15 protein-coding genes are annotated in these 15,347 nt (G+C 47.1%); all 15 read left to right on the forward strand.

Annotated features, from left to right (window positions below; translation table 11 throughout):
- Nucleotide 1 precedes the first annotated feature (1 nt).
- On the forward strand, nt 2–970 hold the full coding sequence (locus tag L0156_30015; GenBank protein ID MCI0607239.1) for a glycosyltransferase: 969 nt from the start codon (nt 2–4) through the stop codon (nt 968–970).
- A gap of 396 nt (nt 971–1,366) precedes the next feature.
- On the forward strand, nt 1,367–1,885 hold the full coding sequence (locus L0156_30020; protein ID MCI0607240.1) for a sulfotransferase: 519 nt from the start codon (nt 1,367–1,369) through the stop codon (nt 1,883–1,885).
- A gap of 7 nt (nt 1,886–1,892) precedes the next feature.
- Nucleotides 1,893–2,840: a sulfotransferase gene (locus tag L0156_30025; GenBank protein MCI0607241.1), complete on the forward strand. Its 948-nt coding sequence runs from the start codon at nt 1,893–1,895 to the stop codon at nt 2,838–2,840.
- Between the two features lie 6 nt (nt 2,841–2,846).
- Nucleotides 2,847–3,749: an ABC transporter permease gene (locus tag L0156_30030; protein ID MCI0607242.1), complete on the forward strand. Its 903-nt coding sequence runs from the start codon at nt 2,847–2,849 to the stop codon at nt 3,747–3,749.
- Nucleotides 3,750–3,921: 172 nt separating this feature from the next.
- Complete coding sequence (locus L0156_30035; GenBank protein ID MCI0607243.1) at nt 3,922–4,962, forward strand: glycosyltransferase; 1,041 nt, start codon at nt 3,922–3,924, stop codon at nt 4,960–4,962.
- A gap of 12 nt (nt 4,963–4,974) precedes the next feature.
- Nucleotides 4,975–5,910, forward strand: a complete 936-nt coding sequence (locus L0156_30040) for a glycosyltransferase (protein ID MCI0607244.1) — start codon at nt 4,975–4,977, stop codon at nt 5,908–5,910.
- Nucleotides 5,911–5,914: 4 nt separating this feature from the next.
- A complete protein-coding gene (locus tag L0156_30045; GenBank protein MCI0607245.1) occupies nt 5,915–6,841 on the forward strand; it encodes a polysaccharide deacetylase family protein in 927 nt (308 codons plus the stop codon).
- Nucleotides 6,841–7,995: a glycosyltransferase family 4 protein gene (locus L0156_30050; protein MCI0607246.1), complete on the forward strand. Its 1,155-nt coding sequence runs from the start codon at nt 6,841–6,843 to the stop codon at nt 7,993–7,995. Before L0156_30045 ends, L0156_30050 begins: the two co-directional genes overlap by 1 nt.
- Entirely contained in the window at nt 7,992–8,921 is a 930-nt protein-coding gene (locus L0156_30055) for a GNAT family N-acetyltransferase (protein ID MCI0607247.1), read from the forward strand. The genes L0156_30050 and L0156_30055 overlap by 4 nt, the downstream gene beginning before the upstream one ends.
- A gap of 22 nt (nt 8,922–8,943) precedes the next feature.
- On the forward strand, nt 8,944–10,197 hold the full coding sequence (locus L0156_30060; GenBank protein ID MCI0607248.1) for a hypothetical protein: 1,254 nt from the start codon (nt 8,944–8,946) through the stop codon (nt 10,195–10,197).
- Nucleotides 10,198–10,241: 44 nt separating this feature from the next.
- On the forward strand, nt 10,242–11,399 hold the full coding sequence (locus L0156_30065; protein MCI0607249.1) for a glycosyltransferase family 4 protein: 1,158 nt from the start codon (nt 10,242–10,244) through the stop codon (nt 11,397–11,399).
- 106 nt (nt 11,400–11,505) lie between these two features.
- On the forward strand, nt 11,506–12,675 hold the full coding sequence (locus tag L0156_30070; GenBank protein ID MCI0607250.1) for a glycosyltransferase: 1,170 nt from the start codon (nt 11,506–11,508) through the stop codon (nt 12,673–12,675).
- Complete coding sequence (locus tag L0156_30075; protein MCI0607251.1) at nt 12,665–13,666, forward strand: GNAT family N-acetyltransferase; 1,002 nt, start codon at nt 12,665–12,667, stop codon at nt 13,664–13,666. The genes L0156_30070 and L0156_30075 overlap by 11 nt, the downstream gene beginning before the upstream one ends.
- A gap of 102 nt (nt 13,667–13,768) precedes the next feature.
- Nucleotides 13,769–14,863: a glycosyltransferase family 4 protein gene (locus L0156_30080; GenBank protein MCI0607252.1), complete on the forward strand. Its 1,095-nt coding sequence runs from the start codon at nt 13,769–13,771 to the stop codon at nt 14,861–14,863.
- On the forward strand, nt 14,863–15,347 hold a 485-nt coding region (locus L0156_30085; protein MCI0607253.1), incomplete at its 3' end, for a sugar transferase. The genes L0156_30080 and L0156_30085, both read left to right, overlap by 1 nt.

Below are 15,347 nucleotides of genomic sequence, written 5' to 3' on the forward strand. Positions count from 1 at the left end.
CATGGTATTGCCGATAATCTCCGTAGCAATTTGCACATTCAACAGGGCTGAACTATTAGCGACTGTATTGGAGACTGCATGCAATCAAAGCCTCCCTCAAGATGAGTACGAAATCCTTGTGATTGATAACAACTCCACAGACGCAACTGCAGAAGTTGTCAAAAGAACAATGCGCACCTATTCGAACGTGCGCTATTTTGTCGAAGTAAGTCAAGGACTATCTCATGCCCGCAATCGGGGATGGCAAGAAGCTCGCGGAGAATATGTAGCGTATACGGATGATGACTGCAAGCTTCCACGGGAATGGCTGGCCGTAGCGAAAGAGATCATCCGCAAACAAAATCCCGAAATGTTTGGCGGACCTTACTATGCATTTTATAATTCAGCGAAGCCACTATGGTTTAAGGACAGTTATGCCTCTTCTGAGCTGTCCACTGAATCAGTACTGTTAAATGGTCGTAAGTTCCTGCGAGGTCCAAATATGTTTTTTCGGCGTGATCTTCTGGCAAAATTCAATGGGTTTAACACAAGCCTTGGTATGACAGGAAAGACGGTCGCTTATGGGGAGGACGGAGAGCTGCAGCGGCGAATTCGAAACCGGATGCCGGAAGCAAAAACTTATTACACCCCGGAGTTGTTCGTATATCATCTGGTCCGTCCGGAAAAAATGACTTTATCCTGGGAAATTCGATCCGCAATTGGAAAGGGTCGTTCGCGCTATCTGGAAATGAAGGGCGCTCCTGGCGATGTTCTGCCGGTTGTGATACTCAAGGGTCTCAAAATATTGCTCCTTTGCTGTGCTCAAGCTGCCGGTGGTTTTCTCTTCCGTGATCGTTCCAGATACCCTTACTATCGCAGCTACCTTTATGAGCATATAGTATGGCGGCTCGCTGGTCTGGGAAGGTTGTACGAACAACTTCGAAGATCAGGCGATAAGCCAATGAAAACTCAAAGTTTTGAGGCGCTTTAAGTGCACCATCGCAAAGTTGCCTTCGTTATGGGAATCGGTCATTCTGGATCGACGCTACTGGATCTCATTTTAAGCAGCCATCCCCGTGCTTTCTCTCTTGGTGAATTTTGGTATTTTCCTGAGAAACTCAAAGACCCTTCTGGAATCTGCAGTTTGTGCGGAACGAAATGTCCATTCTGGTATAAACAGGCATCTTTAGAATTGATACAAAAATACTTTAGGTGGGGGGACGGAAAAAATAGAAAATTGTTCTCTTTATACACCTACCTTGGTAGTTTCCGTTGCAATATTTATAAGCATCTGTTTGATTGGACTGATGCGGATCTCCTGGTAGACTCCAGTAAAAAAATCCCGTGGATTCGCCGGCAATTGAGGCCTTTTTGGTATTGGCGGAACATGAAACCATTCTTGATCTATGTTTGCCGGGACGGCCGAGCCGTTGTGAATTCCTATCTCCGAAAATATCCTAGCGACAGCATGGCCGTTGCGGCCCGGAACTGGGCGAAAAAAGTTTTGATGATGGAACGTTATTTCGAATCCTTTCCAGAGGAAAGCAGGATAAAGATTTCCTATGAAAAGCTCGTAACAAATCCCGAAGATGTGATCAGACATCTCTGCCAATCGCTGAACCTTTCTTATCATCCAGAAATGTTGAAATACTGGAAACACGAACATCATCCGGTGAATGGGAATGCCGGAACTTATTCACTTGTGCTGAAGTATCAAAATAAAAAAGGCGAACAGCCGACGGAAAGGACCCAAAAATCCATAGGACTTGAACCTTCCTTTTATGAACGTCTAGGGTTCCAGATCCGACTCGATCTTCGCTGGCAACACGAGCTCAGCCGGGACCAGTTGGAGATCTTTGAGTCGATAGCGGGAAAAGTGAATCAAGCGTATATCTATGATATCTAGATCCCCTATGAATGAATCCAAACCGGACGAAAAGGTCACAAGAAAAGTAATTTTTGTTATGGGAAGCGGACATTCCGGTTCTACCCTATTAGATCTGACTCTGGGGAGTCACTCTCGCGGATTCTCATTAGGTGAGTTTTCCACTCTCTGCAAAATGGTCAAAAATGGCAAGCTCCAGACCGCAATTTGCAAGATCTGTGGCGAAAATTGTGTGTTCTGGACGAACAGGGTTTCCATTTCGATATTGGAGTCTTACTTCGGCTGGGGTAATTCCGGAAGCTCGCAAATCGTTGATAAAGTTTACAGCCGCTTCGGAAGCATTCGTCGCAATATCTACAGGGATCTTTTTCAATGGACTGGCGCCAGCGTTCTAATAGATTCGAGCAAAAGCATATCCTGGATCCGGAGACAGTTGCTTCCCTTCTGGCATTGGAGGGATCAGGATCCGATTTTGATATATATCTGTCGTGATGGCCGAGCGGTAGTCAATTCGTACCTTCGGAAGTATCCTGAAAAAGATATACATGACGCAGTGAGAGGTTGGGTAACGCTCACTGAGAAGATGGAAGAATTCTTTCGTGATTTTCGGTCAGACATGCGGATTCGTGTTTCTTACGAGTCGCTCGCCACCGATTCCGAAAGGATTCTTTCCTCACTATGCGCCTTTCTTAGAATTGATTATGAGCCTGGGATGCTCGAATACTGGAAGCATGAGCATCATGTCCTTCAAAGTAATTCCAGGGCGAGAAGCCCCATTGTCAGGTATCAAAAACATATGGCACGGGACTCTATTGAAGGTTCATCGCATAGGAAGGATTCAGACCTGAATCAGTCGCTGGGGCTTGGAATAAAGCTGGACTTAAAATGGAAAGATGAGTTGAGCGCGGAGAATTTAGAGATTTTCGAAAAGATAGCGGGAAGCGTCAACCGGCATTATGCGTATGAAGAAAAATAAAACAATATGTCAGGTCAAAAAATAGCTGATTACCCTCCGAGTTCTGTGGAGGACACAGATCAGTCGAAATCTAAACCACCGGAGAAGGACCTTCCAAAAATAATCATTGAATCCAAGAAGGATTCCTGGTTAATAGACTGGAAGGAATTGTGGCTCTACAAAGATGTGTTTTATTTTCTCGTTTTACGAGATATCACCGTTGTCTATAAGCAAACAATTTTAGGATTTGCCTGGGCCATCATCCGGCCCCTTTTCAGCATGGTCCTTTTTTCTCTCGTGTTCGGACGCATGGTGAAAGTTCCAACGGATGGTATTCCTTACCCGATTTTTTCTTACGTGGCACTTCTTCCGTGGACCTACTTCTCCTCAGCCATGACTGCATCCACCATGAGCCTTCTCACTGATTCCAAATTATTCACGAAGGTGTACTTTCCGAGACTTATTATTCCGATGACCCCGGTCCTAGCAAAGCTGCTTGATTTCGCTATTGCCTCTATCATGCTCGGCGGAATGATGGCATGGTACGGAACTATGCCGAACATAAATATTTTGTTTTTGCCTTTTCTTCTTATTTTGATGGTCCTCACAGCTTCTGGAGTGGGTATGTGGCTGTCCGCATTATCCATTCAGTACCGTGATATCAAACATGCTGCTCCCTTTGTCACACAACTTTTGATGTATGCAGCTCCCGTTGTCTGGCCCGCTTCGCTGATACCGGATAAATATCGGCTCCTTTACGGGTTGTACCCCATAGCCGGTGTCATTGAAGGATTTCGATCTGCTCTGCTCGGCAGGACTTCCATGCCGTGGGATTTGATCGTAATCGGCACAATCAGCGCATCCCTGATTGCCTTCTCGGGTGCAATTTATTTCCGCCGTAAGGAGGACGTTTTTGCCGATGTTGCATAGGATCGCCTTCACTTGATAACGACCTCGACTGCAGCTTTGAAGTTCCGAACCGACTGCAGATAAATCAGAGATGAATATCTGGTACGTTAGTAATTCCAGGGTTCCCTCCCGCAACGCAAATAGTATCCATGTTATGAGGATGTGTCAGGCCTACGCTGATCTCGGTCACAAAGTGACCCTTTTGGTACCAGACTGGAAGGTGGGTATCGAACAGGGAGTTGCAGATCCTTATTCGTTTTATGGTGTTTATAGTAATTTTGCGATACGAAAGGTTCCAATTCCACGCTGGAAGCCACTTGATTTTCTTCATCGTACAGTTGTTATGCCTCTCGTCGCCGTAACCGGCAAGCCAAATTTAATTCATTCGCGCAGCTTATCTGCCGCATGGGGTTTGACGAAGTTATTCCGCGTAGCAACGATTCTGGAGTTACATCAGCCAATCACAAATCCAAAACGGAACGCCCTGTTCCGGCAGATAGTTACCAGCAAGAGAACCATGGCCCTAGTTATGGTCACTCATATGATGGCAAATCAATTGCGCGCGAGTCTGCCAAATCATCTAACAATCATTGTGGCGCCAGACGGTGTGGACGAAGGTTGGGTGAATCAGAAACTTTCAATCCCGGAAGCTCGCAATCGGATCAATCTCTCAGAATCAGAACGGCGTGTAGTCGTGTATGCAGGTCATCTTTATCCCGGAAGGGGAATCGATTTGATCTTTCAAATCGCCGCTAAACTTCCAGATCATCTCTTCATTATTGTAGGCGGCCGTGAGACGGAGCTTTCCCATTATCGGCGGAAGTTGGATAATTTAACAAATCTGAAGTTGCTTGGATTTAAGCCGCCTGCCGATGTATTCGCGTTTCTTCAGGCTGCCAATGTGCTTTTGATGCCATACGGGGACCGGGTAGAAGCATCTGGAGGAGGAGACATTGCGTCGTTTACGTCTCCTATGAAAATGTTTGAATACATGGCTGCGGGGCGACCAATTCTGGCATCAAATCTACCGATCCTCAAAGAAGTTCTCACAAATGGAAGCAATGCGTTACTGTTACCTTACAATCAGCCGGAACTTTGGATCGACGCTTTGAAGCGGCTTCAGAACGATTCCATATTGGAGCAAAGCCTTGGACAGACAGCAAGTGAAGTTGTAGCACAATACACGTGGACGAACCGGGCGAAGCATGTATTGTATCAATGCGGTTTTGCATAAACCCTCCATCAAATGAAGCTGGCCGCGTTCCTTATTAGTTTCAACCGTCCAGAGATCCTTCGCGAAACGATCCATCAAATACTGCAACAAACACGCCCTCCGGATCTATTACTGGTGGTTGACAACGGTAATTCGAGAGAGACAGAAAAGATTGTTCAGAATTACTCCAATAGAAATGTGATCTATCAGGCAATGGAGCAGAATGTCGGTCCGGCCGGAGCTTCTGCGTACGCGCTCACTCGTCTCGTGGCCCAGGGATATGAGTGGATTTACTGGGGCGATGAAGATGATCCTCCCGAATTCCCTGATATTTTTGAGCGTCTCATGACAATCGCTGAGAATGTAGAAGACGATGTTGCGGGTATCGGCGCCGTTGGTGCACGATTCAACTGGAAGATAGGAGAGTCTGAAAGACTGAAAGATGAACAGTTGGTAGGAATAGTGGAGGTGGATACTATTGGAGGTAACAGCCAGTTGATCCTACGGAACAGAGCTGTTCGAGAAGCGGGACTCCCGGATTCGCGACTTTTTTTTGGTTCGTATGAGCCGGAATATTGTTTGCGAGTTAGAAGAGCAGGCTTTCGATTTCTAGTAGACGGCCAACTCATGTGGAAACATAGAGAAAAAAAGGGACGTTTGAAATTGAAACGGACCCGTAGTTGGATTTCTAAATATCCGTCGGCCTTAATCTGGAGACGGTACTACAGAACCAGGAACTACATTTTCATGATGCGCAAAACTTTTTCGCGACCGGATCTGGCGCGGCGTGAAACCATGAAAGCGATTGCCAGAACACTTTTTTCCTGGTTTCGGGGAATTCCTTATGGCGCAGCTTTTAGCCGCCTGCAATTGCTCGCAGTGCTTGATGGATATCGAGGCCGCATGGGCCGTACGGTTATCGCGCGGCCAAAAGAATCCGATTCTCTGCGGGAAGAGCTTCCTGCATAAAATAATGAATCAAAAAATAGGAACCTTTCTTGATGCAATTCTATATCGTTCACCTGCTCAGCCGCTTTTTCTATGGCGAGCCAGTCGAAGATTTGTTGTACTTGCCTACCATGCCATTGACGATCCGAACCAGTTTGAACAGCACATTCATTACCTTGTTCAAACAATGCATCCGGTTAGCCTGGACGATGTTCTAAGAGCAATGGCCGGTGGGCGCGGATTACCGGAGAAAGCTGTTCTTTTGACCTTTGACGATGGGGACAGAACCCTGTTGGATTTATGCAGACCGATTCTAAAAAAAAGAGGAGTTCCTGGAGTAGGCTTTATTGTTTCCGGTTTGATTGACACTGAAACTGCTCCGTGGTGGGATCAAGTAAAAGAGCTAGTTCGCAAGGGAGGAAGCTTGACTGAGTTTCCATGCAAGAATCCCGAGGATCTGGTTCGATTGCTAAAAAGAGCTCCGGATGATCAGAGGTTGAAAGCAATCGAGGATCTTCAACGAACTTCGGGAAAGGAATGCAAACCGCTCCCACAACTGAACAGCCGTGAACTTCCACTTCTTGAATCCTCTGGCATCTCCATCGGAAATCATTCACATACGCATCCCTGCTTTCCGCGTTGTTCGACTGAGAAAATCTCACATGAGATGTATCGTTCGCATGAAATACTGACCGAAGCTCTTGGTCATGCACCGAAATCGTTCGCTTTTCCAAATGGTGATTCTGATGAAAGAGCTGTTCCGTTATTAAAAACGCTGGGATACGAAGCAGCATTTTTGTTTGATCATCGTATCAGTTCCTGGCCTCCCGAAGAACCACTTCAGATTTCGCGGGTACGGGTTAATTCCACTACTCGAATGGATCGATTTCGTATCATTTTGAGCGGTCTCCATCCTGCAATTCACCGGGCCAGAATTGCTGTCGGCATGTGATGGTGCCTCTGAAAATCCTTTTCGTGATCGACAGTCTTGGTCGCAGCGGGTCGGAAAGATCTCTAGCCGAGCTACTCCCCTATCTTGAACGAGCGAGTATTTCCTGCATTATCGTTTGTCTCCGCCAACGGGAAGAAGGAGTTCAAAAAGAGGTTGAGAAACTTGGATTCGATGTCCGAATCCTGAAGGGGAAAGGATGGTTGTCGCGATTGCGAGAACTTCGGAAGATCATCTTAGCAGAAAAACCTGATCTGATTCACACGACTTTATTTGCATCCAATATTCTGGGACGCCTGTCTGGAAGGGGCGTTCCAATTCTAAGTAGTCTTGTGAATACGCCGTATGAAGCCATCCGATTTAAGGATCCAAACATTAAGGCCAGGCGACTTCGAATAGTGAGATGGGTTGATTCGTGGACTGCGCGGTGCTGTACAACGCATTTTCACGCCGTTTCGAAAGCGGCGAAAGAGTCTGCAGTTACGACTCTCGGAATCCGGCCGGAAAGAATTACCGTAGTGGAGAGAGGACGCGATCCTGATCGACTCGGTTATCCGGGAAAGGAACGCTCGATGCTTGCTCGAACTGCTTTGGGTCTCGACGAAAATGACGAAATCATTGTTAACATTGGGCGACTCGAATACCAAAAAGGACAGAAATATCTGTTGGACGCGATCGCCCATTTACTTCCCAAACACCCGCGATTAGTACTTCTCATTGCTGGAAGGTCAGGAGTTCTTTCCAGTGAGCTTTCGCAACTGAGCGAAAAGCTTGGATTGAATGGCAGAGTTCGCTTCCTCGGTTATCGTTCCGATATACCTGAAATTCTTGCAGCGGCAGATGTCTTTGCCTTTCCTTCCTTGTACGAGGGGTTGCCCGGCGCCGTAATCGAAGCAATGGCTTTAGGACTTCCCGTAGTTGCATCCAGCATTCCCGCGGTTCTTGAAGTAGTGGAGCCCGGTGGCAATGCGCTGCTGGTACAGCCAGGATCGGCAATCGAATTTGCTCAGGCACTCGAGACACTTCTGGAGGATCGAAATAAATGCATCACATTCGGAAAACGCAGCAGAGAAATATTTGAAGAACGATTTACATTAGATCGATCCGCTTCCAGTATGATTCAGTTGTTTCGTCAGACTGCAGCTACCAGGAAATGACGCAAACGACAAGTTCACAGGCCCAGTTTTCGATCGTCCCGATGCGCGAAGTGAACAGCGAACAGATACTGAGTGCTCTGAACGAGGTTTTGGTACCTGCTCGCAATGAGGAATGGTTTAGATGGAAACATTTTGAAAATCCAATCGGCCCTTCACTGGGATGGGTTGCGCTGGATGATAGGGGCATCATTGGAGTCCGGTTAATGATGCGCTGGTGTTTCCAGGTCTCTGATAAGCGGATCCAGGCTTTTCGAACCGTTGATGCAGTAACGCTGCCCCGTGCAAGGTTGCGAGGAGTATTCCGCCGTTTAACAGAACATGCTGTGGATTCGGCTGCTCAAAGCGTCGAGGCGCAATTTGTCTTTACAACTCCAAACGCGAATAGCGCTCCCGGTTATGTTTCCATGGATTGGCAAATACTTTCACCCGTTCGGCACGGTTTTCAACCCGTCTTACCTGCTCGTACGGGAAGAATTGAAGAAAACGAAGATGTATTTGATTTATTTGACCATTATTCATCTCCGATCGATCGATTCGTAACTATACGCAATGCCGAAACGATACGTTGGCGCTACAGCAAGAAGTCTGGAATTGCCTACGGCACGGCACGATTGCAACAAGCAGAATCAGCAAATGCAATCATTTATCGAGTAGTGGTACGGAGTGGAATTCGACTTCTTGTGATCCAGGAACTATTGGGCACCCGATCTGAACGAGCGATACTTGTTCACAGTGTGGCAAAAAGCCAAAGGTGTCCCTTCATTTTCGTTGCTACCGGAAAGGGCGCGATGAAACTTGTCCGTGGCCCTGTAATTCGTCGTGGCCGATCCGTGCTTGCGGTGCGACCGCTCCATGCAATCAGTCCTGACCCTGCATCCATTGATTCATGGGCTTTGACGCTTGGAGATCTCGAAAGAGTAATCTAATTCGGAAGGGATTTGAAGCTTTATGAGTTATGACTGGTTCGGTTTCTTTCTAGTTTTTGTATTTGGCTTCCTGCTCACCGTTGGCCCCATTGCCGGGCGTTTTCCAAAGTTAGTTGGAAAGTTACTGATTGCGGGAATACTGATGCGAGTCGTGGGGAGCATTGTCCGGTACTGGGTTTTGTACGGTTACTACAGTGGTGGAGATGCGGGTAGATATTATAAGGCCGGGCTGTACTACTCGAGTATGATCTGGCAATTCGATTTTTCTTTCTTCGATGCGCCATTATGGGGAAGCGGTCAGTGGTGGGGTACCCAAACCGTTATGTTGATTACGGGATTTGTTATGGCTGTGATCGGTCCCACAAAACACGGAGGTTTCCTTTTCTTTTCGATTCTAGCGTTCTGTGGTTTGTTATTTTTTGCAAAGGCTTTTCAAAAAAACTTTCCTGACTCGAGTATGAAAGGCTATCTGGGATGGCTATTATTCTTTCCTTCCTTATGCTTTTGGCCAAGCAGCCTGGGAAAGGATGCTTTGATTCTGCTTGCTACCGGCCTGGTTGTTTATGGCTACACATCAAAAGGAAACAGGATTGGATGGCTTTCATTTATTTTAGGTCTTGGTTTGGCTGGAATGATCCGTCCGCACGTAGCGGGTGTTATGGTTGTCTCAGTTGCCGTGGCTCACTGGTTGTCCCCCGCCAAAAAATGGGGTACGGGCCACTTTATGCAAGGAATGCTGATAATGATATTGCTGGTTTTGGTCCTCAGACAGGGTTTTTCAAACCTGGGCATTGAAGCCGGAGATTTTGGAGAGTTAAGAAGTTATGTCGATACTATTTCAGAGCGCACGAGTGAAGGTGGGAGCGCCATCGGAACACCAACGGGACCAGGGGCGATTCCGCTGGCGATTGTCAATATCCTGTTTCGCCCTTTTCCCTGGGAAGCGGGAAGCTTTCTTGCTGCTGCTGCATCCGCAGAAATGATTTTTTTCTGGTCCGCTGTTATCGCAAAGCGGCGAAGGGTGTGGAAGCTAATTCGCGCCTGGCGATCGAACCGCTTATTGCGCTTTGTTGTACCATTGACAATTCTGTACGTTGTGATGCTTGGGATGGCGATCGGAAATCTTGGGATCATCGCTCGCCAACGAATTCATGTCATGCCGCTTCTGATCATCTGGCTGCATGCCATTCCCATAACAAGGCAGCTGAAGCGTGTTGAACCTCAAACTGACCGGATACTTCCTGGTCCTCAAGCTATAAAACAAATCGCTTCGTAATTTCAGCATGTAGCGACTAAAAGTCGCTACCTACAAGCGCGTAAATGAAGATTCTTCAGATCGTTCAAAAGCCTCAATTAAGGGGCGCCGAAATGTTTGCTTACCAATTGTCCGAACGATTTCTAAGAGAAGGACATCAGGTAAGAGAGGTCTATTTATATTCGGCTACCGATGCTGCGACACTATCTTTAAGAAGCAGCGATGTCTTGATCGGTGAAGATCAGAATCATTTTACGGAAAGAGTTCCCGGATGGAATCCAAAAATCCTGAAACGGATCCGTTCCCTATTAAGAGAGTTCAAACCAGAAGTCGTTCAGGTCAACGCTGCGCGGACGGTAAAATATGGCGCTCTCGTGAGCATGCTGGAACAAAATACTCGTTGTGTTTTTGTCTATCGGAACATAGGAGATCCACGCACCTGGGTTCGAGGTCTATTGCGCAAATGGTTTTACCGGAATTTTGCGATCAATCAAATGGATGGAATTGTTGCTGTCAGCCGGACCTCTTTCGATTTCTTGAAGTTACTACTCAATGGTAATTCGGATTTGGTCAGAATCCCCAGAGCGGTTGAGCCTGCGACTTTTGTGCCGAAAGAGAGTAGAGAGAAAGTCCGACAAAGTCTTGCAACCCCGGAATTGGCGCCTGTGTTAGTTTTTGTTGGTAGTTTGACTCCGGAAAAACGCGTGGACAGGTTGATTCGCTTGCTTCAACATGGAATTTCACAATTTCCTTTGCTGCAGTTGTGGATCCTTGGAGATGGCACTCTCAAACGGGAATTAGAAACGTATGCGGAAACACTCGGAGTCGCGGGCGCCGTTCGCTTCATAGGATTACAACAGGATGTCGCCTCGTATGTGAACGCTGCGGATTTATTCGTGCTGTCCAGCGAGACGGAAGGAATCCCCGGAGTCGTGCTTGAAGCCGGGCTGTTAGGGATTCCTTCGATAGCCTGCAACGTCGGAGGTGTTTCCGATTGCATTTTGGATGGAGAAACCGGAATTCTTGTCGATCCTTCCAATGAAACATCGATGATCGAGGCGGTCGTTGAACTACTTTCACATGAGGGTCAACGGATTGAAATGGGAAAGAAAGCCAGCGATTGGGTTATGAAAAACTTCATGATGGAAGTAATTGCCGAACAGTATTTGGAATTCTACAAACGACTTTGGAGAACAAAGTTCAAGGATGAGATGACGGACTAACCATGGATTTCCCCCTCCTTATGAAGGAGGGGATTGAGGGGAGGTTGGATGGTTAGAGAAATTCCCAACCCTCCCTCTATTCCCCCTTCATAAGGGAGGGAAGATCATGGCTGAACCGATTTCTTCGCTCCATCAAGAAATTATGAACAAGGTCTATCGCATTTTCCATTTGATCAAAAGTCTTGGGAGAGGAGGAGCCGAAGTACTTTTGGAAGAAGGGCTACGATTTGCAGATCGAGATCATTTCACCTATGGATATGGTTACTTCTTGCCGTGGAAGAATGCTGTCGTTTCGGGATTAGAACAACAGGGTGGCGAGGTTGTTTGTTTCAAGGCTAACCACGCTGCAAATATGATTCTTGCCATCCCGAGAGTTACGCGTTTTCTCAAGAAATGGAAAGCAGATCTGGTTCATTGTCATTTGCCAATGGCCGGTGTTGTTGGGCGAATAGCCGGGCAATTGACCGGCACTCCCGTGATTTACACGGAACACAACGTAATGGAACGGTACCATTCCTGGACTCGTCGCGCGAATGTTTTTAGCTGGAAATGGCAGGACTGGGTCGTGGCTGTGTCTCATGAAGTCTCCGAATCGATCAAATCACGCGCAGGAAACTCTATACCGGTTACCGTAGTGCAAAATGGGGTTGCTGTTCATTCTTATGTTGCCTCTCCCGAGCAACGAAAAAGGATGCGCGTACAGTTGGGTATTGAACAGGATGCTCCTGTGATTGGAACAGTCGCTGTATTCCGTATCCAAAAAGATCTTCTCAACTGGCTGAAAACCGCAGAAATCATTCGAAGACGTAATTCGAATGTCCGGTTTTTGCTTGTAGGAGATGGGCTGTTGTTCAATGAAGTGAAAGCCGAAGCTGTGCGGCTTGGATTAAAGGAGGTCGTCCATTTCACAGGCTTACAGGAGGACGTTGTACCTTACCTATCTGCGATGGATATTTATTTGAATTCCTCGATTTTTGAGGGATTGCCGATTTCCCTGCTGGAAGCGATGTCCATGAAACTCCCTGTTGTAGCAACCTGTGTTGGCGGCGTTCCAGAAGTGGTGGTTGATGGTAAAACCGGTTTTCTGGTTCCTCCCAGAGATCCCGAGACTCTTGCTGAAAAAGTATCATTTCTTTTATCAAACGACCAATTGCGACATCAGTTTGGACTGGCAGGGCGCGCCCTTGTTGAAGAGCATTTCAGCATGCAAAGAATGACCCAGCAATTGGAAGAACTATACCTTCGCGTTCTTGAAAAACGGTCCCTTGTCCACTAACTACATTGTTCGCTCCATCACGCCGGACGACTACGAGGAGATTACACGTCTGCTGGAAATCGGCCTCGGAAAATCAGACGTTCCGAGAACTCGTGAATTTTGGGAGTGGAAACATGTCAGAAATCCTTTTGGTATCTCTACCGGAATAGCGGCAGAACAGGAAGGCAAGATCATCGGGTTGAGGGTTCTCATGCGATGGATGTGGGCCGCCGCCGGCAAAAACTACCAGGCAGTGCGGGCCGTAGATACCGTCACGCACCCGGAATGGCGCGGTAAAGGCATCTTCTCACGTTTGACTTCTAATCTTTTAGAAGAAATGCAAAAGAATGGGGTTTCCTTTGTCTTCAATACGCCCAACCGGTACAGCAAACCTGGATATCTAAAGTTGGGATGGAAGGAGGTAACCCGGATCCCATTGTGGATCCGTCCGCTTAAACCTCTTCGTATTGCATGGAGCTTCTTGCAAAAAAAAGAACCGCCTGTTTTAAAGAATGAATCCAGTTCCATTAGCCATGTTTTGCAAAGTTCTGATTGGGAAGAATGCTTGAACAATTTCTCTTCTGAATCACGCCTGCACACAATTCGAACCGGAGACTACCTGCAGTGGCGATACGCTGAAATTCCGGGATTTGTCTACCATGCCAGATGCCGGTCAGAAAAAAATTCCTCCGCGTTAATCATTTTTCGCCATAGACAACGAAGGGGATTGCAAGAGTTAAGCATCAGCGAGCTGCTTGCTTCTCCAGATGGAGCAGAGCTTGGAAAGGATTTGTTGGAGGAAACAGTGCGCGCTTCCGGAGCAGACTACGCAGCCGCCATTGCTGCCAATGGAACCGTTGAGCAGACGCTTTTTAGAAAGTCCCACTTTCTGCCCCTAGGCAAAAGGGGGCCGTCATTCACCGTAAGGCAATTGGAGAATCCTGTACCTGGAATTGACATTCTTGATTGGTCCAATTGGAGATGCTCCATAGGCGACCTGGAACTTTTTTAACTGTTGGTCACTACGAAACGAGATTCGAATCATCCCCGGCTGGTTTACATCGTCACTCACCCAATGACCGCTCGTTACCTGTTATGCGGACAATTGTCATTCATGCAAAACAACCAGATGGAGACCATCTTGATTACTTCTCCTGGAAGCGATTTAGAAACGGTGGCCGAGCGTGAAGGTGTTTCCGTTCTGCCCGTTTCCATGGAAAGAGAAATTCATTTATGGAAAGACTGCGCTGCTCTTTTCCGACTTTATTCGCTTCTTAGAAATTTGAAACCCGATATTGTAAATGCAGGCACACCAAAAGCAGGATTGCTGGGAATGATTGCGGCCTTGATGGCAAGGGTTCCTTTGCGGATTTATACGTTACGGGGTCTTCGTTTGGAAACAAAGGATGGATTGGCCCGATTTGTCTTAAGCCTCACGGAAAAAATCGCCGCGGCTTGCGCCCACCGAGTCATCTGCGTAAGCAGGAGCCTGAGAGCCAGATATCTCGAACTGGATCTCACACAGGAGAGTAAAACTGTCGTTCTTGGCGCCGGTTCTTCTAATGGAGTAGATGTCGAACGATTCACTGTTGCAAAAAAATCCGGAGAAAATGAAGCATTGAGAGACGCTCTTGGGATTCCGCTGGATGCGCCTGTGGTTGGTTTCGTAGGCCGCCTGACACATGATAAAGGAATCGTAGAGCTTATGAATGGGTTTGAGCTTCTTCTTCAGTGGATTCCAAATGTGCGGCTAGTCGTCCTGGGTGATTTCGAAAAAGGAGATCCTGTTGATGACAACCTGATTTTAGAGTTGAACAAACATCCGCAAATCATATTTCCTGGATTCGTAGAAGATACTGCATCTTATTATTCTCTCATGGACGTGCTTGCGTTTCCTTCTCACAGAGAAGGATTTCCAAATGCTCCGTTGGAGGCGGGAGCTTCCGGAGTTCCGACTGTCGGATTCAAAGTTACGGGAACTCAGGACGCCGTTGAAGATGGAAACACCGGCCGTCTGATTGATCCATTCAATGTAAAGGATTTTGCCGAAGCACTTGCGGTCTATTTGACAGATGAAGAATTGAGAATAGTACACGGCCGGGCAGCGCAACAAAGAGTCATGCAACACTTTCAACAAGAGAAGGTCTGGAATGCATTGCATCAGGAGTATACAAATCTAATTCATCGTGGAGAGCATCCGTTGAATTGATGGCAGCTAAACGCTTTCTGGATATTGTAGGTTCCCTTGCCGGACTGGTCCTTCTTTCCCCTGTCCTACTCATCATCGCGGCCGTGATTCTAATCAATATGGGCCGTCCGATCCTTTACAGACAAAAACGACCAGGCTTCAGGGAAAAACCATTTACGATTTATAAATTTCGAACTATGGTAGAACAAAGTGATGCCAAAGGAAAACTTTTGTCCGATGAAAAGCGGCTGACTTCTGTGGGGCGCTTTCTAAGAAGTTCCAGTCTTGATGAACTTCCTGAATTGTGGAATGTCCTTCGCGGCGAAATGAGCCTTGTGGGGCCAAGGCCCCTGCTTATGCAGTATTTGCCGCGGTACGATTCGGAGCAGAAACGGCGGCACGATGTAAAACCCGGCATTACGGGATGGGCTCAGATTCATGGCAGAAACGCTACGTCATTCGAAGAACGATTCAAGCTGGATGTGTGGTATGTTGATCATTGGAC

It is taken from the genome of bacterium (assembly GCA_022616075.1).
GTDB lineage: Bacteria > Acidobacteriota > HRBIN11 > JAKEFK01 > JAKEFK01 > JAKEFK01.

Bases quoted from the DNA above. Each gene is read 5' to 3' on its own strand.
- L0156_30030 (MCI0607242.1), top strand. From the start codon at position 2,847: ATGTCAGGTCAAAAAATAGCTGATTACCCTCCGAGTTCTGTGGAGGAC.
- L0156_30050 (MCI0607246.1), top strand. From the start codon at position 6,841: ATGGTGCCTCTGAAAATCCTTTTCGTGATCGACAGTCTTGGTCGCAGC.
- L0156_30055 (MCI0607247.1), top strand. From the start codon at position 7,992: ATGACGCAAACGACAAGTTCACAGGCCCAGTTTTCGATCGTCCCGATG.
- L0156_30045 (MCI0607245.1), top strand. From the start codon at position 5,915: ATGAATCAAAAAATAGGAACCTTTCTTGATGCAATTCTATATCGTTCA.
- L0156_30065 (MCI0607249.1), top strand. From the start codon at position 10,242: ATGAAGATTCTTCAGATCGTTCAAAAGCCTCAATTAAGGGGCGCCGAA.
- L0156_30025 (MCI0607241.1), top strand. From the start codon at position 1,893: ATGAATGAATCCAAACCGGACGAAAAGGTCACAAGAAAAGTAATTTTT.
- L0156_30060 (MCI0607248.1), top strand. From the start codon at position 8,944: ATGAGTTATGACTGGTTCGGTTTCTTTCTAGTTTTTGTATTTGGCTTC.
- L0156_30070 (MCI0607250.1), top strand. From the start codon at position 11,506: ATGGCTGAACCGATTTCTTCGCTCCATCAAGAAATTATGAACAAGGTC.
- L0156_30020 (MCI0607240.1), top strand. From the start codon at position 1,367: ATGAAACCATTCTTGATCTATGTTTGCCGGGACGGCCGAGCCGTTGTG.
- L0156_30015 (MCI0607239.1), top strand. From the start codon at position 2: ATGGTATTGCCGATAATCTCCGTAGCAATTTGCACATTCAACAGGGCT.
- L0156_30080 (MCI0607252.1), top strand. From the start codon at position 13,769: ATGCAAAACAACCAGATGGAGACCATCTTGATTACTTCTCCTGGAAGC.
- L0156_30040 (MCI0607244.1), top strand. From the start codon at position 4,975: ATGAAGCTGGCCGCGTTCCTTATTAGTTTCAACCGTCCAGAGATCCTT.